The sequence below is a fragment of the uncultured Sulfuricurvum sp. genome, assembly GCF_937936435.1.
GTDB lineage: Bacteria > Campylobacterota > Campylobacteria > Campylobacterales > Sulfurimonadaceae > Sulfuricurvum.
In genome coordinates, this window is sequence record NZ_CALDDG010000063.1 from 1 (window position 1) to 21,243 (window position 21,243).

Genomic DNA, 21,243 nt, shown 5'->3' on the forward strand with positions numbered 1-21,243 from the left:
AAAAAACCAAACAGGTCTATGAACTCAAATGGGACGGAGAGATGAAAGTCACTCTCGATACGTTTGTCGATCTCGGGGGAGCTTTCATCGCGGCGTTAGTCTTGATTTTCCTCCTTATGGTCGTTTATTACAAAAGCTTTGCTCTGAGCGGAATCGTCCTTCTCGGAAGTTTCCTCTCGATCATCGGAGTCATTATCGGACACTGGATCATGGATATCTTCACCACAGATACCTTTTTCCTTACCGCAACTTCATTGATCGGATTCATTGCCCTGATCGGTATTAGTTCGCGCAACTCCCTCCTTCTGATCGATTTCACCAAATCGCTGATGCTGGATAAGGGGATGCACAAACAAGAGGCAATCGCCTATGCGACGGCAACCCGCGCCAAACCGATTTTTCTGACCGCGGCGGCTATTATCCTGGCTTCTACTCTACTCGCCAGTGATGCAGTATTCGGAGGGCTTGGAGTCTCGCTGATTTTTGGTACAATTGCGGCAGTCATTGCATCGCTCGTGGTTGTCCCCGTCCTCATCGATAATTCCGATTTGGAACGCCATTTCAATTTCCGCGAACGTAAAACCGTATCGATAAAGGAACCCTAACCTACCGTGTTTACCCCGATCAATAAAACTTCCACCAACGTAATGAGCGATTTGCTCACTATCGCCAAAGATCGGGGAGTCGCGGTAGATGAACTGGATTTTGACCTTCTCACCTACGAAACCTATTATAAAGGGACGGTAGATGATGAATGGCAATATCTCGAGGGGGACAATCTCCTCGAACAAACAACCGAAATCGAAATCCGTTCCAAACTTTTTTTGCTTCGCCAAGAGTATCAAATCCATATTCGCCCTTTTAGTCCTCATCCTTATCTGGATTTGCGTTTTTCGATTGCCACCGATAAGTACAAAAGTAAAGCAGTCGCAATTATCGATCCTAAATCAACAATCCCTTTAAAAAAAGGAGTTCAAAAATGGATCAAAGAGGCTATTGTCCGAAAACAGCTCCGTCACGGACTGATGATCGGTATTTTCAGCACTCACCTCGATCAGGAGATCAACCGATTTCTCCTTAAAATTCAAAAAGAGGGAGCCTTGTCGGCACCGTATCGTCTTCCCATAGCCGAACTCTTTCCGCCCGTCCCTCCGACGAACGACAAGATCATCCTCCACTATAAAGAACTCAACAAATCAAACAGTCTGATAGAGGGGGTCCATCCCGACGATCTCATCCTCGAATACGTCTTTGCCAAACACGGACGCGACGGACGGGCCTGTGACGGCAATCACATCCTGGTTCCCGAACCCGTTATCCGATATGCCGGGCAGCTGGTTGTCGACGAAGAGAGCGTCAAAGCCGAAGAAGACGAGGAAAGCATCCGTTTTTATGCTAAAAAATCGGGCTTCGTTCAACGGAAAAAAGGGGTCTTTCTCATAGCGCAGGAACTTCAGATCGATACGGCAAGTTTTAAAAAAACCGGCTCTATCGAAGCCGGCGTCGACAAAGAGATCTCATTGAAAATCAAGAAAAAGGTGGCGGTTGAAGACTCCATCGGAACCGGGGTCAATATCGACGTCCAAAAACTCGACGTCAGCGGTACGGTGGGGGGCAATGCTAAAATTCAGGCATGTGAAGTGACGATAGGGGCACAAACGCACCGCCATTCTAAAATCAACGTTACCGAAGCCGCCAATATCCATCTGCACCGCGGAAATTTGAAAGCCAAAGAGGCGATCATCGAGATACTCGAAACCGGAAAAGTCGAAGCCGATACCGTCCGGGTCTCTAAAATGGTCGGCGGCGAGATCATCGCCCGGACTGTTTATATCGATACTCTCTATTCCAATGCCCGTATTACGGCATTAGAGTCGATAGAGATTCAAACCATAGAGGGAGAAGGGAATAATCTCGTTATCGATCCTCATGCCCTTGAATCCTACCATGAAAAGATCGAAGCGCTTAAAATCGATATCCGTGCGAAAACGTCCCGTTTACAAGAACAGAGCAAAGAGCTGATCGCACGCCAAATCTCTTTCAAAGAGAAACATAGCCGCATCAAACAATTTCAACAGCGTCTAATCGAAGCGAAAAAGAACGGTACCGAGCCCTCCAAAGCCGATGTGATACGGGTCATGCAATTTAAAGCCGAATCAGAAGATCTGAAAAAATTTTCCGATACCCTGCAAGAAGCCGAAGCCCATTTGCATGCCTTAAACGAAGAGTTAAACAAACTATACGAAGCCGATCTGCATGCCGTCGTCATCCATCACGGAGTCTATAACGGTCACAACCGGATTATTTTCATCGACCCGAAAACACATCAAAACTATGCCGTCACTCCCAATACACAAGTAACGACCGTTCGTCTTGTACGCGAGGGAGAAGATAAACGTCTCCTATTAGAATCTTAAAAAAAATCAACTTCTTTTAAAGACGACAAAAAGATTTTAATTTTTTACGCTACAAAACGTCTATGAAATTATTTGATTTATCCCTTAGCACTCCCTATTTGTCCCTCGATCCTATCTTCTACCATGAAGTTTCAACGACGCCGTTACGGAATCCCCGTTTGGTAAGCGTCAATGCCGAAGCGGCAAAGATGCTCGGCCTGGATCCCGAAAAACTCTCTGCCCGAGAGCTCGAAGAGCTCCTCAACGGAACACGCCTACTCCCGGGCTCACGCCCCTATGCGATGTGCTATGCCGGACATCAGTTCGGCTATTATGTCCCCCGGCTGGGAGACGGACGCGCCATTAATCTCGGCGTTGTCGGAGGCTGGAACCTCCAGCTAAAAGGATCAGGACAGACCCTCTACTCCCGACAGGGAGACGGGCGAGCCGTTTTACGCTCGTCGATTCGGGAATATTTGATGAGCGAAGCGATGCACGGGCTCGGCATCCCTACCAGCAGAGCGTTAGCTCTTATCGGCTCCGATGAAAAGGTAGCCCGCGAAAAATGGGAAAAAGGGGCTATCGTGCTGCGTATGGCTCCTTCCTGGATACGGTTCGGAAGTTTCGAGTATTTCTTCCATACGAACCGCCACCGGGAACTGGAATCCCTTGCCGATTTTTTGATCGCAGAATCGTTTCCCCATTTGATCGGAGCGGAAGATGCTTATATCAAAATGTATGTCGAAATCGTAAAACGAACGGCAGAGATGATCGCACACTGGCAATCGGTAGGGTTTAACCACGGTGTCATGAATACCGATAATATGTCGGCAATCGGCATTACGATCGATTACGGCCCTTTCGCTTTTATGGATACATTTGAAAGCGGATATATTTGCAACCATACCGATACGCAGGGGCGCTACAGCTACGATAATCAGCCCCGTATCGGATACTGGAATCTCGAACGTTTCGCTCATGCCCTTTCACCGCTCATACCGCATGAAAAGCTCCAAAGGGAGTTAGAAAGATACGGCACGTATTTCACCACAAAACTCATGGAGCTTTTACGTGCAAAGCTCGGTATCGATACGCCGCATGACAATGACGGCGATCTCTTACGAACACTTTTCACGGTTATGGAGAACGGTCGGAGCGATATGACGCCGTTTTTCCGTACCCTCAGCCGATACGACGGCAAACGCGAACCGCTTTTAGCCCTTTCTCTGGCGCCGAATCAGCTGAATGAGTGGCTGGATCGTTACGATGAACGCCTTGTAACCAATACCTCATCTATCGACGAACGGCATGAGCGAATGCTCCGTACCAATCCCAAATATGTCCTCAAAAACTATATGCTTCAAGAAGCGATCGATCAGGCCGAGAACGATAATTTTAGCCTTGTAAACGATCTGCTCATGTTGGCGCAATCACCCTACGATGAGCATATGCTATTCGAACGCTATAGCCTCCCTACCCCTTTGAATCTGAAAAACTTGAAACTTAGCTGCTCCTCTTAGGAGTAGCCAAGTTATGATTATTTTTTAATCATAACCACACCATACGGGTATGCTTTCAGACTAAAAACTCCCCTTTTATCCTTTGATTTGATTAAAAATATTATTGAAAAATTCTAAAATAATCAAATTTTTTATCATCATGATTAAAATATAAGCACTTGGCTTTCTTTATTGATACACCTCCCCATTATACTATCGCAGAATTTTTTATGCCTTTGAGGAATACCAATGCAACGTGACAATCTCATCAGTTATATGAACAACGTGCAGACTTTTGAAAAAAATATGAGTTCGCTTTCCGATAAATGGGATCTTTTAACCCTTCTGGGCTCGATGTCGAATATAGGGATGGATACCAGCGAAACCCGCAAAGCGTTTGAGGATTTGCTCGACGAACCGCTGATACGGCTGATACGGGAGACATTTTACAAAAGTCTCGACGAATTGGAATCGAAAGCGCAATCTGCCATCGACATTCTGATCCGCAATCTCTTTGAACGGACAGCCGATATCGGCTTTTTAGCAACCGATGATGACATACGAAACTATCTACACTTCGTAAACGGTACCGATTTTTCCCATTCCGAGGAACTTCGGCAGGAAAAACTCGATAAAAAGAGCGCTCTTCATCAACGCTTTCAGGAGTACATTGCTAAATACAGCGTCTACGAAAATATCGTTCTTCTCGATACCAAAGGGAAAGTGTTGGTACAGTACGATCACACGAATCCTGTTACCCATTCCAAAGATCCGCTGATCCAGGAATCTTTGCGGACCCATCAAGGATACGTAGAAACGTTCCGTCCTACCGATTTGACCCTTAACAAGCCTTCTCTTATCTACTCCTATCGGGTCTGCGATGCGGAGAGTGAAGAGGCAATCGGGGTTTTATGTCTGATGTTTCGATTCGAAGATGAATTACGCGGTATATTTCAGAAGCTCATACGGGATAATCCCTATATTGCATTGGAACTTTTGAGTCCAGAGGGAAGAGTCATCGCTTCCTCCTCCCCTCACCATGTTCCGATCGGCTCACCCTTGCAGGCACGCGACAATCAAAGCCATATTACCTATTATGCCGGATTCGAATACCTCTATAAAGCGGTCAAGACAAGCGGATATCAGGGCTATGAAGGGCCGGGATGGATCGGCCATGCGATGATACCGCTTCATCTGGCTTTCCGCACAAACCAAAATGTATCCTCCGAAGCCAATGAACTCTTTCAAAAAGTAGCCAAGACGACTGCCTATTTTCCCCAAGAGCTCAAAGATATTTTGGAAAAAGCGAAAAAAATCCAATCCGAGCTCGACATTACCGTTTGGAACGGCAACGTCCAAATCGCCAATGCCTCCAATAAAGAAAATCCCTTTACCAAAGCATTATTAGGGGAAATCTCCAAAACGGGCGAAGAGACCAAGCGGGTATTTGAGCAAACCGTTTCCGACCTCAACAGCGCGATGCTTACCCGCTACCTCGAAGATTTGAAAATCGAATCTTCACTGGCGATCGATATTATGGATCGTAACTTATATGAACGGGCAAACGATTGCCGATGGTGGGCTTTGACATCCACTTTTCGCGAACTTCTTTCCCAAACGGAGCTCTCAGAAAACGATCAGGAAAACATGACCTCTATTCTTACCTATATCAACGATCTCTATACCGTCTATACGACTATGTTTCTATATGACCGCGACGGTATGATTGTCGCCGTTTCCAATCCGGATAGCTCGCGCTTTATCGGAAAAAAAGTGGGACATAACTGGGCATCGCAAACACTTCTTCTTGAAACGTCTCAACATTATGTGGTCTCATGCTTCGAACCGAGTCCGTTCTACGACGGACGTTTTACCTATATTTATAACGCGGGGATCCAAAATCGCTCCGACGAAACTGTCGGCGGTATCGGTATCGTTTTCGATGCGCAGCCTCAATTTGAAGCAATGCTTTATGATGTACTGCCCAAAAACGACGATCATACGATCAAAGACGGAATGTTTGCCCTTTTCATCGACCGATCCGGGCGTGTCATCTCTTCTACCGATTCATCGATAGAGATCGGAAGTACTATTGCCCTTCCTGAGACGATTCTGGAGATCTCTGCGGCACAAAGCGATGCACGGATGATCCGCTATAACGGTCTGTATTACGCTATCGGTGCGACCTGCTCTTCCGGTTACCGCGAATACAAACAAAGCGACGGATACCGAAACGACATCATCGCCGTCATTTTCCGTCCGATCGGGGAGTGTATCCTGGCCCAGATTCAGGCAGAAGCTCCCGCCAAACGCACTTATCTTTATCCGAAACCGACAGGAGGGGAAGATACCTGCGAAATGTCGACGTTCTTTATCGGCGGATCGCTCTTTGCCATCGAGTCCAAAGAGATCGTCTGCTCCCTCATGCATCAGGAGTTGACCTCTATTTTGCACGCGAGCGATTACAGTCTCGGCGTCATCGGTTACGACAAACGGATGGTCAATGTCATCTCTTTGGCCAAATTGTTGGGCATGGAGAAAAAATACGATAAAGAGCATGATGCGATCATCATCATCAAAGCCACCATCGATTCGCAATCGATCCATCTTGGACTGGCCGTCGACAGCATCTTCAGCAGCCCGGAGATTCCGCTGCGATCCATCAGTCACTACGCCAATATGCTTAAAAACGAAAATTCTCTGACCAAAGCGGTCATCATCCCCGATCATGCCGAAGACTTTGGTAACGAAATGATTTCGATCCTGGATATCCCGAAAATATACGCTCAGCTGGTACAGCCCTATTCACGCCCTGCCCAACGGATCATGGCCTAGTAATAGGCAGTTTAATGTTTGACGTTTCGGCCGAGTTTCGATTCGATCGAAGCGATTTTACCGTCCAACCGCTCCAGTTTCCCTTTTCGAATATCCAGTTTGATCGTCGAGTATACCCGCTCGCACTCTTCAAGCTGCTCATAAGCACGTTCCACAATACCGAGCGCTTCTTTCACACTCTCGCACTCGACGATCGTTCCCATCGGTGTGAGCTGATAATTTAAAGCATTTTGATCGATCATATCGATGATTTTGGCAACTTTGTGGGAAACGGATGATCCTTCCCGACACTCTGCACTGGTTGGAAACATCGCAAACTCTAGCAATACACTCATAATAAATCATCCTTTAGGGTATTTTCACTGTAACTGAGCCTCAATCCATCTTCGCTCATAACAAACCCATGAATGGCGATTTTCCCCTCATGCACCATTTTATGGTGTCGGCTGCACAAAGGGATCAGATTGTAGCGGTGATTCATGCTGAAATGGCCGATCGATCCGCCGTCATCCGCATTGGCCTGAGGCACGATATGGTGCACTTCATCGACCGATTCGTCACACAGTGCACATTTGGTCAAAAAGAGTTTCGTGTTATAGCGGCTTTTCTTCTCCCGCTTCAGCATCGATGCCTCATGCGTTTTATCGGTGATCCGTCCCCGTATCTCATAGGCCTTTTTCAAAAAGGTCTCATCCATATGGAGCGATTTGGCGAATTCCAGTCCATAGAGAGTGCTGCCGCTGCCGCTTTTGAGCTTGCGGTCATACACGAGTTTGTCGCTTGCCTCGTCGTAATAAACCCCCAGATGAAGCAATACGATCTCTTTGGCCTTCTCGATCTCGCTAAGAGATGAGAGCTGATGCAGATGGGTCGCAAAGATAAACATGCTCCCGATCTCCCGCAGTTTCAGGATCGCACTCGCGACGATCGCCAATGCCGATTCGGTCTCCGTTCCGTGGCTGATCTCATCCCCTAAAATGAGGGTGTTTTCGGTGGCACGGTTAAAGATATTGCGCAATTCCAGCATCTCCACTGCAAAGGTCGAGAGCCCTTTATAGAGATTGTCTTTGGAGACGATACGGGTGAGGAGTTTATCAATCGGAGAAAACCGCATCATGGCACACGGGACAAAAAATCCCCCCTGAGCCATGACGACGGCCAAACCGATACTTTTCATCAGAGAAGACTTACCGCTGGAGTTGATCCCGTACAGCAGAACCCCTTTGACGTCTTCATTGCTCTCAATCGTCGGGTGTTCCTCATAGGTATGTTCTTGGATCGAACCTAAAAAAAGATCGTTCGGAACAAAGATACCGTTCTCTTCGCGTGATTCGATCAACGGATGGCGCAAACCGACCGTCTCGATAAACGCTTTATCCGAAGAGATGACGCTAGGTCGGACATAACGGTACTGTTTCGCACACTTGGCACCGCTGAGACTCACATCCACTACGGCGAGAAAAGAGATCAGATGCTCGATCGCATGCGAATATCGCCGCTCGATGGTCTCGAGATGTTCCCGATAGCGCTCTTTGACCTGCGCGATCATCCGTGATTTGGCCCCCGCATTTTCGATGGAGAGTTCATCCAGCAACGGCGAAGAGAGTTTCACCGCCGTTTTCAGCTTGCGTATCTGAAAGTCACGGAAAAAATAGTGCTCCCCTTCCAGTGTAAAAAAGCTGTTATATAACGCCTCTTCGACGCTGACGTAACGGTTACGGGTCATCATGAGATGATACCCCTCGCTCTCCAGCCATCCGATCGATGCGTAAGAACCCTCCCCTTCGAAGAACGTATCGATATGCTCGATGATGGTACCCAATTTTGAGAGGTTATTGTTCTGAAGCTGTTCCAAAGCGTCGATAGCGGGATCGATCCCCTCGTTAAAGAGATTCTCATCGATCTGGTCGCGTCTAAATTTGGCGCACGAATCGATATTAAAGATCCGCCGCAGTTCGCTGGCACATTGCCGACACTCCTGCGCACTCGCTTTGTCATATCCGATTTTAAGACGCTCGGCATCGGCGAAAAGCGATTCGGCAGCACTCAGCGATGTGTAAAAATAAGCGAGCTCGAACGGGTGAAGCTTTCCGAGCTTCAAACGGCGCAATATCCGCTCCAGATCGTACACCTCTTTGAGCTTGGTCTCAAACGGCGCGATATGGTCGCCCATTTTTTCGATCAAATCGTACCGCTCTTCGAGCAGCTTGATATCGCATATCGGATTGAGCAGACGTTCGCGCAGCAGACGTTTTCCCATTGCCGTCGACGTTTTATCAATCAGTTTAAGGAGCGTCATCTCATCATGATCGCGCGAAATGATCCCGAGCTGCTCCGCTGCATTATTCCCCAAATACATATAGCGGTTTGTTCCCAAGAACGTAGGACGGTTCATCTTCTCGATGATCGCCGGATCATGATCGATAATGACGTTGATCAGAATACACAACGATTCCGAAGCGTAGGGATAGCGTTCCAAATCGAGATATTCGATCGGGCTGAGAAGCGAGCGTATCTGATAGATTCTCCCGAACAACTCGTTTTGGTAGTCGATTCTCAGCCGTTTTTCGTTCATCGAGGTGCGATGATGGTTTTTGATCTCCAAATAGCGGTTCACTTCATCCCGATCGATATCTCCGGCACAAAACGTTACCACCACTTCGGACGTCTGATAGCTTTGCAGAAGGGTGAAAACTTCATCGAGTGCATAGGTTTTGTCTTCTCGGGTACCATGGATTTCATTGATGAGCGTTTTCCCCGTCCCGACATCGATAGCAGAATACCCTACCGAATAAATACCGTTGTTCTGATCGATCAAGAGCGAAGCGATATAATTTTCGCTTGCTTCGGCGATATAGTCGAAATTCGTACCCGGAGAGATGATATTGGAGATATAACGGCGGATGTTCGGGACTTCTCCCTGCTGACGGACGAGGACGATGGTGTATTTTTTGGACTGCACCAGACGCGAGAGATAGCGCTCGATCGAGACGGTCGGCACCCCGGCGAGGAGAGGATTTTGGATCGAGTTTTCAAGAATCGCTTTGTTTTTACGGGTCAGCTGGATATTAAGAAATTCGGCGACTTCCTTGGCTTTACCGATCTTCATTTCTTCATTATTGACTTCATAAACTTCGAAAAACGATCCTACTTCGATGATAACGAGGGTATCGGGGCCGTATTTGGCTTCACATGCCGCTTGGAGCTCAAAATAGATTTCGGAGAGGAGCTTCTTTTTGTCGTTTAATATCGCCCCGATCTCTTCCGTACTCATCCAAACTCCGTCTCAAAACAATGTAATTTATTATAACTTAGAGGGGCTAAAAGAAGTATTTAGTGAGAAAAAAGTACCCTCTTCTCCTGTCCGATGCAGGAAAAGAAAGGAGAATTAGATACGTGCGTAGCTGACGCTGATACATGCTTCGAGAGAAGCAAGTTCTTTGAGAGTTTTATCCGTTACCGGAGAATCCACGATAATAACTGCCAATGCCTGAGCATTTTTATTGCGTCCGAGGCGGAAATCGGCGATATTCACTTCATGCGCCGCGAGCAAAGAACCGACTTGCCCGATAACACCCGGAATATCGGTATTTTTGAAAAGGATCATATTCCCTTTCGGTTCGACGTCGACACCGAAACCGTTGATATCGACGATACGTTGAACATCATCGTTGAACATCGTAGCACTGATCTCAATTACGTCTTTATCGGTAGTCAATTTCACCGTAACAAGATTTTTATACACCGGACTTGCAGGCAACTCTTCCGTATCGATTTTGATACCGCGTTCTTTTGCTACGAAATCGGCATTGACATAATTGATCGTGTCACCCGATGTATCTGCCAAAGCGCCGACGGTGACAAATGTCGCCAGAGAGTTGACATACTCCGCGATATCGCCGCGTCCGCTTACTTTGATCGATACGATCGGCGCTTTGTTCATTTGTGACGCAAGGAAACCGATTTTTTGTCCCATTTCCAAGAACGGTTTGACAAACGCAGGAATTTTAGTCTCATCGATCGGCAAGTTCAATGCATGCGGATAGGCGATCCCTTTTGCCGCTTCGATTGCCTGTTGTGCCGCTTCAACCGCAATGTTGTATTGTGATTCGAACGTATTGGCACCCAAGTGCGGAGAGACGCAGATATTATCCAAATCGAGCAGTTTGTTGTCAGTCGCAGGTTCTTTGTTAAATACGTCGATCCCCGCGAAACGGATTTTGCCCGATTTTAGCCCGTCATATAGGGCATCTTCATCGTACAAACCGCCACGCGCACAGTTGATTAAAACAACACCGTCTTTCATTTTCGCGATTTCGTCCGCACCGATCATGCCGATGGTCTCTTTGTTTTTCGGAGTGTGGATCGTGATGATGTCACATGCCAAAATGTCGTCGAAATTTGTCGTATATTTCGCACCGACATCGGTTGCTTTTGATGGATGGATATACGGATCGTACGCAATTACATCCATTTCGAATGCTTTAGAGCGGATCCCGACACGACTACCGATGTTACCGAAACCGATGACACCCAGTTTTTTACCTTTTAGCTCATATCCGTACCATTTTTCGCGTTTCCAGATACGTTGGTTTTTCAAGTGGTCGTGTGAATACGGGAACATACGCATACATGAGAGCATATGCGCCATTGTCAACTCCACGGCGGCAATGGTATTGGCTGTAGGGACGTTCATTACGATAATCCCCTCTTTTGAACATCCCGGGATATCGACGTTGTCAACACCCACGCCGGCACGTACCAGTGCTTTTAAACCGCGTCCGGCTTCGATAAATTTGTCATCAACATCCGTAGAACTGCGGGTAATCGCTACGTCAGCGTCTTTAATAACATCTAAAAGGGCGACTTTGTCCATATCGGCGGCAAAAATCATCTCAACTTGATCGTCGCGGCGAAGAAGGTTCAATCCCTCTTCATGGATATGGTCACATACGACAATTTTATATTTTTCCATTACTTTTCCTCTGTATACGGCGACACCGTCGCCTTGATTTGGTAGGTTTTTAGTTTTGTTACAAGGGATACGAGTCTGTTCTGATCGTTCGAATCGACAAAAAGGGTCATAGTTTCACCCTCTTTACGCATAAAATAGGGAAGTTCACTTTTTTTCAGTTCTTCTTTGACGCAAAAAAGCTCATACGAACTTTTCAAAGGAACCGTCAACCGGTAATGTGCGGCAACTGTTGCCGTTCCCCCGTCGGTGAGTTTTAAACTCACTTCGTTCACCGGATAAAAATACCCCTTTTCTTCGCTTATGGAAAAGCGATCGAGCCAGCTTCCCGATTGTTCCGTAACCTGTGGTGAAGTATCACGTTCTTCGCCGTCAGTCCCGTCGTTCATATGGGGAGCCGAAGGGTTGATCTGTATCATAAAAATTACGATAAAGATCGCTACCGCTGCCGCTATAAGAGGAAATAGCCAATAAGCAGCGCGTCGCATAAATATTATTTCAATTGGTCTTTAATCAAGTCACCGAGACTGTGTGAATCATTATCATTGATCTCATCAAGCATTTTTTGATCTTTGATACGTTCCAATTTTTTGACCGAAAGGCGGATACGGTCGCGTTTTGCATCGATTACCAAAATAGCCGCTTCAATCGTTTGTCCGATTTCGAGCTCTTCAGGAACCAACGGATAAAGGTCTTCGTTACGGATCAAAGCATCAACGCCCCCTTCCAAAGAAACGAATACGCCGAAATCTTTGACATCACGAACCGTTGCTTTGACAACCTCGTTCATTTTGTGTTTTGCGGCAAATTGGTCGATCGGAGACTCTTCGAGTGATTTGCGGTTCAATGAGATTTTTTCGTCTTCTGCATTAATTTTTGCAATTTTAACTTCGATTTCGTCACCCACTTTTAGGGTCTCTTTGCATTTTACGTTTTTATCCCATGAAAGGTCTTGATTGTGCAACAACCCTTCTACTCCGCCGACTTTCACGAACGCACCGAAATCGGTCAAAGAAGTTACGCTTCCTTTGACCACGTCTCCTTCATGGAATTTTTTCATGAACTCTTCAAACGGTTTCGGTTGAAGACGTTTGTAAGAGACACGCAATTTATGAGTTTTAGAGTTGATTTCGATAACTTCAACATCGATCTCTTGACCGACAGTGAGGTAATCTTTCGGATGTTTGATATTTTTGTCCCATGTGATTTCAGAGATGTGAAGGAAACCTTCGATATCGTTTCCGAGATCGACAAAAATACCGTACGGCTCGATGTTGCTGACGGTTACGGTGATAGTATCACCCTCTTCCAACGCCTCTTCAACTTCTTGCCACGGATCCGATTGAACCGCTTTGATCGAAAGGGAAAGGTGACGTTTGTCTTTATCGTAAGCAATCGCTTTTACATTAACGACATCGCCCTCTTTGTAAAGTTTAGAAGGGTTAACCGGCCCTTTGTAGCTGATTTCGTTGTAATGAACCAACCCGTCGATTCCGCCGACGTCGACGAACATACCGTAGCTGGTGATTTTTTTGACGGTACCTTGGATAACTTTATCCTCTTCCATCAACGCATCGATCACCTCTTTTTTGCGTTTGCGCTCATCGTTGAACAATTTGCGGCGAGAAACGACGATCGAAGCTTCCGCAGGATCGATTTTTACCACTTGTGCTTTGATAGTTTTACCGACAACCTGATCGGTCTCTTTGAATGCCGCAAGCGAGCGCGGGAGGAAAAAGTGGACATCGTCCGCTTCCAAAAGGTATCCCCCTTTGTTTTTCTTTGTCACGAGTGCTTCGACAACAACCGATTCAAAGTCTTCTTTGTGAGCATTGATAAATGCGAGCGTTTTCTCTTGTTCCAGCACTTTTTTGTAAGAAATTTTCGGGCGCTCGTTATAGTGCCCCATTACCATTACCGTAATTTTATCGCCGACATTGAACAAAAGTTTCCCGTCCGCTCCACGGATTTCATCCAGTGAAATAATTCCTTCGAGTTTTTCTCCGACGCCTACCAACGCGCGGTTGTCTCCCTCTTGGATTTCTACGATTTCACCTTCCGTAATGCGCGTAGATTCTTGCTCTTTGAAAGATGCCTCTAACATCTCAGCAAAATTTTCTTCTTCGAACGATTCGTTATCGAAAGCCATGCCTATTCCCTTGTAACTAAAAATTGGCTGATTATAGCGCAAAAATGCTTGTTTGGAAATTAGGAAGTGGAATTTAAACGTTTGTCAAGGCGGTTATTTTGGCAATTACGTCTTCGATAATCCAGTCTGGAGTCGAAGCTCCGGCACTGATTCCGCAGAAGTGTTTATTTTTAAACCACTCCTGACGTAAATCATCTTGGCTTTCAATGTGGTAACTGTCGGGACAAAACTCCTGCGCGATGGAGTGGAGTTGTTTGGTATTGGAAGAGTTTTTTCCGCCTATGACAATCATGACATCGGCCTCTTGTGCCAGTTTTCGAGCCGCATCTTGGTTATCGAACGTCGCATTGCAAATAGTGTTGAAAACACGGACTTCTTTATGATTTGCCATCAATTTTCCGACGATTTGCTGATACTCCTCGATCTTTCGAGTCGTTTGAGCTACGGTGGCTACTTTATCGCGCAGCTTTAATGATGCGATCTCATCAGGACTATTTACGACAAAAACGTTGCCGATAGCATAACTTTTTACCCCTTTGATCTCAGGATGGGATTCATCTCCGAATATCACAATATCATATCCCTGTGCCGACATCTCTTCGCAAATCTGCTGCGGTTTGGTCACATACGGACACGTAGCATCGATAACATTGACATTTCGTTCGTTGAGTATGGAAAGTTCCTGTTTCGGAATACCGTGGGTACGGATAACGGCCGTATCACCGGCACGAAAGGAATTGAGATTCTCGCTCAAGGCAACATTGAAATCGTTTTTCAAACGGTCTATCTCGTTGGCATTATGGATAAGCGGTCCGTATGTAGCGGAATTGCGGTTATCTTCGGCAATTTTGATCGCCCGTTTCACTCCAAAACAAAATCCGTAACTCTCCGCCAACTCGATTTTCATCTCTCGACCTTCGTACATAGTCCCAAAAGTTCAAAGAAGTTTGGAAATGAGGTATTGATACACTCGATATCTTCCACTTCCATCCCGCATTTTAGCCCTGCGACCAAAAAGCTCATCGCGATACGATGATCGCCGAAGCTGTTCACGCACGCACTTTTGAGTTCGCCACCCGTGACGGTATACCCGTCCGGATATTCTTCGGTCTTAATACCGCAAAGATTGAGATTATCCACCACGGTTTTGATACGATCGGACTCTTTTACCCGCAACTCTTCGGCATTTTTAATAACGCTTGTTCCCTCGGCACACGCCATCGCAATCGAAAGTGCCGGAAGTTCGTCGATCAGCCATGCGATATTCTCTTCTACCGTTACGGCATGAAGCGGTGCGTGCTCAACACGGATCGTTCCGATAGGTTCATACCGCTCATCACTCAACGTATAGGTGATCTTAGCACCCATCCATTCCAATACCTTAAACGCTTCGATGCGGGTCGGATTCAACGTTACCCCTTCGATAACACTCGAAGCACCCGGTATGATGGCTGCGGCGACGGCAAAGAAAAAGGCACTCGATGGATCCGCCGGAACCCGAATATCAAGCGGTTTCAAAGGTTTTCCCAACGGCCAGATTTTCGTCTCCAAACCATCGATCTCTATATGAGCTCCCATTCCCCGAAGCATCCGTTCGGTATGGTCACGGCTGAGTTCCGGTTCTCGAAACGTACAAACACCGTCTGAACGGAGTGCGGCTAAAATCATGGCGCTCTTCACCTGTGCCGAAGCGATTTTGGAATCGTATTCAAAAGCGTGCAAAGAAGCTCCCCGAATCGACAACGGTGCCAAATCACCGTTGTTACGTCCATCAAGTTTTGCACCGATATTACGGAGCGGTTGTGTCACCCGTTTCATAGGACGACGCTTTAAATATTCATCACCGGTCAGAACGAAATGCCCTTCCGCCGAGGAGAGCAATCCGCAAAACAAACGCATTCCCGTACCGGAATTGCCGCAATCGAGAATTTCAGCCGTCTCTTTGATTCCATTGGAACGGATTGTAATCACTGACTCCTCATCCGTGATCTCCGCACCCAAATGACCGACAATCGCAAGGGTATTAAGGGTATCTTCGGCTCGCAAAAAATTCTCGATCCGGCTTTCCCCTTCAGCCAATACCGCAAACATGGCACAGCGATGGGAAATAGACTTGTCCGGCGCTATGGCATCACTGCGAAAGCTAAACACATCGGCAGGATAGACTTTTGCACGGCTCATCTCAAGCTTACTCCGAGTTCTTCTTTCAAACCGCTCAAAATCCATTCCATTGCTGCGTTGATGTCTTCTTCTTCCAATGTTTTTTCATCTGATTGGAGTACAAACCGCAACGTCAAACTCATCTGTTCGCCCAAAGATTCGGAAACATATCGATCCACCGGATAAAAACGTCGGATCTGCTCGGAAGAGTGTTTCTCGATCACCGATTTGATGGTTTCATACGAAACACTTTGAGCCACAAGAATACTCAAATCCCGGTAGGACGCCTGATATTTCGAATACGGTTTTGCTTCGATCAATCCATACGGCAATCGATCGGAAATCAGTTCGCACATAAACGTTTGCGCAAGATCGAATTCTTCTTCGATTTGCGGGTGCAAACGGAAAATTTCACCGGCTTTCTCACCGTTAATCATTACTTTCGCACAAATATACGGATGAGCCAAAGTATGGCTCGGGGTATAGGCTACCAATTCAAAATCCCCGACGACATTGGAGATCAATTGCGTGAAGGCGGAAAAGTCAATATTCTCCGGTTTTCCCGCATTCGCTATTTTTTCATTGGTCATCGGACCCGAAACAATAAATGAGAGCCGTTTAGTTTCCTGACGCTGCGGATCGAAAACCATTCCGGCTTCAAACAAAGCGATCCGTTTTTGATTGACTTTGACATTTGACGATGCAGAATTCAACAAGCCGACTAAAAGAGTCGGACGCAGCGTATCAAACGTTGCCGTAATCGGATTGAGCAGCTCTTTAGAAGGTTCCGTACAGGCAAATCCGAATTTTTCGACCTGAAGCCGCTCGTTAAAGACGAAATGAACACTCTCGAAAAATCCGCTTTGAGCCGCACGGTGACGGTACATACGGGTTTTTTTGTATTCTGCCAAATCGTCGCTCATCTGATTGGCTTCCGCAAACACAAGCGCTTTGGATGGGATATTGTCGATCCCAACGATTCGAATGATCTCTTCGACGATATCTTGTTTGTTCACGATGTCATGTCGAAAGCGGGGAACCGAGATCGCAAAATTCGATCCTTTCGGTTTTCCGATATCCATACCCAAATTTTTGAGAATCTGTGTAATCGTCGTTTTGTCGATTTTTAGTCCGATAAACGAGGTAAAGTCCTCTTCGCTCATACTGATGATTCGCGGTTCGTGTGAAGAGAGCAATTCGATATTTCCGCCATATATCTGCGAAGAAGAATAACGCTCGAACAACTCCGTGGCATAGCGTATTCCCATATCGATTTTCGGTTCGCTTCCGCGGGAGGTACGATAATAATGAGGACAACTCGGGACTTTATTCATCCCCATGTTTTGGGCGATAACATCCGGAGCAATATAACTCGCTTCGATAATCATTAATCCCGTTTCCGACGTAAAATGAGCCTCTTTCACCTGAGAAACACCGACTATCGAAACCTTTTCCTTACCGTACAACGCGGCAAAACCGTTCTCGTCTGTATCCAGGGTAATAATCCCTTTGTTTTCCCCGTCACCGAATTTTTCAAACGGATAACCCCGCAAAATGACGCCCGTACTATGGGTAGCATACGACATCAATGCATCAACTGCCGAAACGCATGCGATATCGATCAGTGCCAAACGCAACGTGATAAGAAAAGGAGTTTTGATCTCTTTGATATCCACCGCACCGAACAGCAAATCGGTATGAAACGTATCCGTATGCTGAAGCTGCAAAATACGTCCGATCCCTAGACGTCCGTCTTGGTTTTCCGGATTATCGATCTCTCTCAAAGGTCGGGCGAGCGCGGCACGTAAATCTCGTGCAATCCCGTGTATACTGAGACAATCGCCTCGATTTGCCGTCAGTTCAATCTCGATTAAATCATCGTTAAATGCCGGATATTCATTCAGATTTTTACCGATCACCAGTTCGCCGATACTTTCATCGAGGATCATAATCCCCTCTCCTATCGAAGGGAGACCGATCTCTTTAGCAGAACAGATCATACCGTGTGAATCGACACCGCGTAATTTAGCCGCTTTGATCGCAAGACCGCCCGGCAATTCGGCACCGACGGTAGCCAAAGCGATATGAACCCCCTGACGGACGTTCGAAGCCCCGCACACGATCTGGCGAATATCGTGGCCCACATTTACCTGACATACGTTAAGTTTATCCGCATCGGGATGACGTTCACATTGTTCCACATATCCGATGATAACTCCATCAGGAACTCGAATCGCTTCATGACGGTCTACTTCCAAACCGATCGAATTGAACGTTTTAAGCAGCTCCTCCGTACTGATCCCGCTTAAATCGATCCATTCGTCTAACCAATTTTTTGTAACGATCATCTAAACTGCTCCAATAATCTAACATCACCCTCAAATAATGAACGAAGATCCCCGATGCGGTGAATCAACATCGCGAAACGTTCCACTCCCAATCCGAAAGCATACCCGCTGACATTTTCGTAACCGACCGCTTTAAAAACATTCGGATCGACGATACCGCACCCCAACACTTCAAGCCATCCGGTTTTCGAACAAACGCGGCATCCTTCGCCGCCACAGAAAATACAGCTGATGTCCACTTCCGCAGAAGGCTCCGTAAACGGGAAAAAGCTCGGTCGAAAACGGACGTCTACCTCTCCGAACATCGTCTTTAAGAAGTCTTCGAGAATAAATTTAAGGTTGGAAAAAGAGACTTTACCGGCCTCTTCGACTACCAAACCCTCTACCTGATGGAACATCGGAGTATGAGTGATATCGTAATCCCGACGGAATACCGCACCCGGCGCAATCATGCGGATAGGCGGTTTGGTCGAGAGCATAGTACGGATTTGTACCGGAGAGGTATGGGTGCGCAAAAGCATCGAATCTTTAAAGTAAAAAGTATCCTGCATATCACGCGCCGGATGGTATTTCGGCAAATTCAACGCTTCAAAATTATGAAAATCGTCTTCGACCATCGGGCCGGTACGAACCGAAAAATTCATGGCGACGAAATACTCCACGATACGGTCCATCGTCTCCATTACCGGATGCAGGGAACCGCGTTCCGAACGGGGCGAAAAAAGGCTGACATCGATCGCTTCCGCTTTCATGGTAGCTTGCAGATGTTCCATCGCCAAGAAAAGTTTTCGATCCACCAACAAAGCGTTCAATCCCTCTTTATGGATATTCAGCTCTTTGGCGAATGCCCCTTTTTCGGCATCGGGAATATCTTTCATGCGGGCGAACTCGGCGTTCATTACCCCTTTTTTTCCAAAAACAGCAATCCGTATCTCTTCGATTTTATCGATTGAATCGGCCGCTTTTATCGCGTCGTACCACTCTTGCAAAATAGAGTCTCCATTGATAATTTTCTGAAAGCTTAACACCTTTTCGATGTATTTCTGAAAGAGCTTTCAATTTTAAAGATATTGTAGTCAATTCTCTTTTATAAATAGCTTCAAGGTTAGAACCATATGCTACAATAGCAGAAAAAAAGAGGTTCGCGATGTGTATTTTCTGTAAAATTATTAATAAAGAAATCCCTTCCAATCCTGTTGCAGAGAATGAAGAATTTTATGCTTTTCATGATATCAATCCAAAAGCGCCGATCCACGTTTTAGCAATCCCGAAAGCTCACTATCAAAGTTTCAACGATATTCCGGGAGATGTGATGGGAAGAATGGGTGTATTTATGCAAGAAGTTGCCAAAACCTTGGGAATCGATCAAAGCGGATACCGCATTATCAGCAATATCGGTGAAAACGGCGGACAGGAAGTTGGACATCTGCATTTTCATATTCTCGGCGGAGCAAAACTCAAATGGGGACATTTCGCCGACGCCGATCCGAAAGACTTCTTCTAACTCCGTTAATATTCGGTTCAACGACAACAAAAAGGAATCTGCTACAATTTTTTCGTTAGATTGATAGAAGGATTCCGATGATACGACTCACCAAGCGCGATGTAGCTACTTCATTTACTGCCGTCGCATTCACCATAATTGCCGTAACCGGCGTAATGATGTATTTTCATCTACTCGACGCCTATACAAAAAAACTGCATGAAAACCTTGGACTTTTTTTCGTCGCCGCGGCACTGCTCCATATGTATGCCAACTGGGGAGGGATGAAAAACTATTTTCGCAAATCTCTCTTCCATATTGCCATCGCCCTCGGTACTGTCGTCTCATTAGGGTTTATTCTGACAGCTGAGACCGGAAAAAATCCTAAAAATTATGTTATCAATTCTGTACTCAACGCTCCGATCGAAAGTTCCTTTGTACTCTTCGATAAAGATACCCAAAAGCTCCGAGACAAGCTGGATAAAGCCGGGATCGTCATCGGCAACTCCGCCAGTATTAATGACATTGCCAAAGCCAATCACACCTCGCCGTTCAAAATCATAACGATCATCGAAAAATAAAACGTCCGCAATCGTATTACGCTTTATCGCTCCCGATATAGCGGTAGATCGCCGCTGCTATCAGCGCACCGATGATAGGGGCCAGCCAAAACAACCATAGCTGCGATATAGCCCAATCACCCACAAACAATGCAACTGCCGTACTTCTTGCAGGGTTGACAGAAGTATTCGTGACTGGAATACTAATCAAATGAATCAGCGTCAACGCCAATCCGATGGCTATCGGTGCCATTCCCTGAGGAGCTCGCTTGTCGGTAGATCCGAGAATGACCAACAAAAACATCATTGTCATGACGATTTCAGTAACCAATGCCGCTGCCAGCGAGTACCCTCCGGGAGAGTGATCTCCATATCCGTTTGATGCGAAGCCGGCACTGAGAGCAAATCCGTCATGACCGCTGGCAATGAAAAAAAGAACTCCTGCGGCAATTGTTCCGCCGAGAAGCTGGGCTAAAATATACGGTACAAGATCATGCGCAGGAAAACGCCCCTGCCCAAAGACCGATTGAAACCGCAGGATTGAGATGACAGCCCGAGATATGTCCGATGGCATACGCCATCGTCAACACCGTAAGACCGAAAGCCAGTGCCACTCCAAGAAATCCGATCCCTAATTCCGGAAATGAAGCTGCCATAACGGCACTTCCGCAGCCTCCCAGTACCAACCAAAACGTTCCGATCCCTTCGGCAACATATTTTTTCATTACAGCCCCCTTATGTACGATGATAAAGCGTACTGTACCATGCGACTGTGATTCACAAGTAGGAGTTGGGATAAGGGCAAAAAATAATAATCCATGAAGAAATCAATCCTTCAAAG

15 protein-coding genes and 1 pseudogene are annotated in these 21,243 nt (G+C 46.4%); 6 read left to right on the forward strand and 10 right to left on the reverse strand.

Annotation, left to right across the window (positions count from 1 at the left end; translation table 11 throughout):
- The 4 genes from Q0389_RS06895 to Q0389_RS06910 form a co-directional block, all read left to right on the forward strand.
- On the forward strand, positions 1–605 hold a 605-nt coding region (locus tag Q0389_RS06895), incomplete at its 5' end, for an efflux RND transporter permease subunit (protein ID WP_298693052.1).
- Positions 606–611: 6 nt separating this feature from the next.
- Positions 612–2,417, forward strand: coding sequence for a flagellar assembly protein A (locus tag Q0389_RS06900; protein ID WP_298693054.1), 1,806 nt, complete (start codon positions 612–614; stop codon positions 2,415–2,417).
- Positions 2,418–2,479: 62 nt separating this feature from the next.
- Entirely contained in the window at positions 2,480–3,916 is a 1,437-nt protein-coding gene (locus tag Q0389_RS06905) for a YdiU family protein (protein ID WP_298693056.1), read from the forward strand.
- A gap of 228 nt (positions 3,917–4,144) precedes the next feature.
- Entirely contained in the window at positions 4,145–6,730 is a 2,586-nt protein-coding gene (locus Q0389_RS06910; protein WP_298693058.1) for a chemotaxis protein CheW, read from the forward strand.
- Between the two features lie 11 nt (positions 6,731–6,741).
- Here the strand turns inward: Q0389_RS06910 and Q0389_RS06915 are convergent, their stop codons facing one another.
- The 9 genes from Q0389_RS06915 to pheS form a co-directional block, all read right to left on the reverse strand.
- The gene (locus Q0389_RS06915; protein WP_298693060.1) at positions 6,742–7,065 is read right to left on the reverse strand and encodes a thiamine-binding protein; all 324 of its coding nucleotides are present in this window, start codon (positions 7,063–7,065) and stop codon (positions 6,742–6,744) included.
- Positions 7,062–10,004: an HNH endonuclease gene (locus Q0389_RS06920; RefSeq protein ID WP_298693062.1), complete on the reverse strand. Its 2,943-nt coding sequence runs from the start codon at positions 10,002–10,004 to the stop codon at positions 7,062–7,064. The genes Q0389_RS06915 and Q0389_RS06920 overlap by 4 nt, the downstream gene beginning before the upstream one ends.
- Before the next feature lie 114 nt (positions 10,005–10,118).
- Entirely contained in the window at positions 10,119–11,705 is a 1,587-nt protein-coding gene (serA, locus tag Q0389_RS06925; RefSeq protein ID WP_298693064.1) for a phosphoglycerate dehydrogenase, read from the reverse strand.
- Complete coding sequence (locus Q0389_RS06930; protein WP_298693066.1) at positions 11,705–12,190, reverse strand: hypothetical protein; 486 nt, start codon at positions 12,188–12,190, stop codon at positions 11,705–11,707. Before Q0389_RS06930 ends, serA begins: the two co-directional genes overlap by 1 nt.
- A gap of 5 nt (positions 12,191–12,195) precedes the next feature.
- Complete coding sequence (locus Q0389_RS06935; RefSeq protein WP_298693068.1) at positions 12,196–13,851, reverse strand: 30S ribosomal protein S1; 1,656 nt, start codon at positions 13,849–13,851, stop codon at positions 12,196–12,198.
- A 73-nt stretch (positions 13,852–13,924) separates the two neighbouring features.
- The gene (locus Q0389_RS06940; RefSeq protein WP_298693070.1) at positions 13,925–14,758 is read right to left on the reverse strand and encodes a 4-hydroxy-3-methylbut-2-enyl diphosphate reductase; all 834 of its coding nucleotides are present in this window, start codon (positions 14,756–14,758) and stop codon (positions 13,925–13,927) included.
- Complete coding sequence (gene aroA, locus Q0389_RS06945) at positions 14,755–16,032, reverse strand: 3-phosphoshikimate 1-carboxyvinyltransferase (protein WP_298693072.1); 1,278 nt, start codon at positions 16,030–16,032, stop codon at positions 14,755–14,757. Before aroA ends, Q0389_RS06940 begins: the two co-directional genes overlap by 4 nt.
- A complete protein-coding gene (gene pheT / locus Q0389_RS06950; protein WP_298693074.1) occupies positions 16,029–18,359 on the reverse strand; it encodes a phenylalanine--tRNA ligase subunit beta in 2,331 nt (776 codons plus the stop codon). Before pheT ends, aroA begins: the two co-directional genes overlap by 4 nt.
- A complete protein-coding gene (pheS, locus tag Q0389_RS06955; protein ID WP_298693076.1) occupies positions 18,356–19,348 on the reverse strand; it encodes a phenylalanine--tRNA ligase subunit alpha in 993 nt (330 codons plus the stop codon). The genes pheT and pheS overlap by 4 nt, the downstream gene beginning before the upstream one ends.
- A 158-nt stretch (positions 19,349–19,506) precedes the next feature.
- Between pheS and Q0389_RS06960 the strand changes: the two genes are divergently transcribed.
- Both Q0389_RS06960 and Q0389_RS06965 read left to right on the forward strand, forming a co-directional pair.
- Entirely contained in the window at positions 19,507–19,863 is a 357-nt protein-coding gene (locus tag Q0389_RS06960; protein ID WP_298693078.1) for a histidine triad nucleotide-binding protein, read from the forward strand.
- Positions 19,864–19,940: 77 nt separating this feature from the next.
- Positions 19,941–20,423, forward strand: a complete 483-nt coding sequence (locus tag Q0389_RS06965; RefSeq protein WP_298693080.1) for a DUF4405 domain-containing protein — start codon at positions 19,941–19,943, stop codon at positions 20,421–20,423.
- 16 nt (positions 20,424–20,439) lie between these two features.
- On the opposite strand, the pseudogene aqpZ reads toward Q0389_RS06965, so the two are convergent.
- Positions 20,440–21,127: pseudogene (aqpZ, locus tag Q0389_RS06970) on the reverse strand (aquaporin Z).
- Between the last annotated feature and the right edge of the window lie 116 nt (positions 21,128–21,243).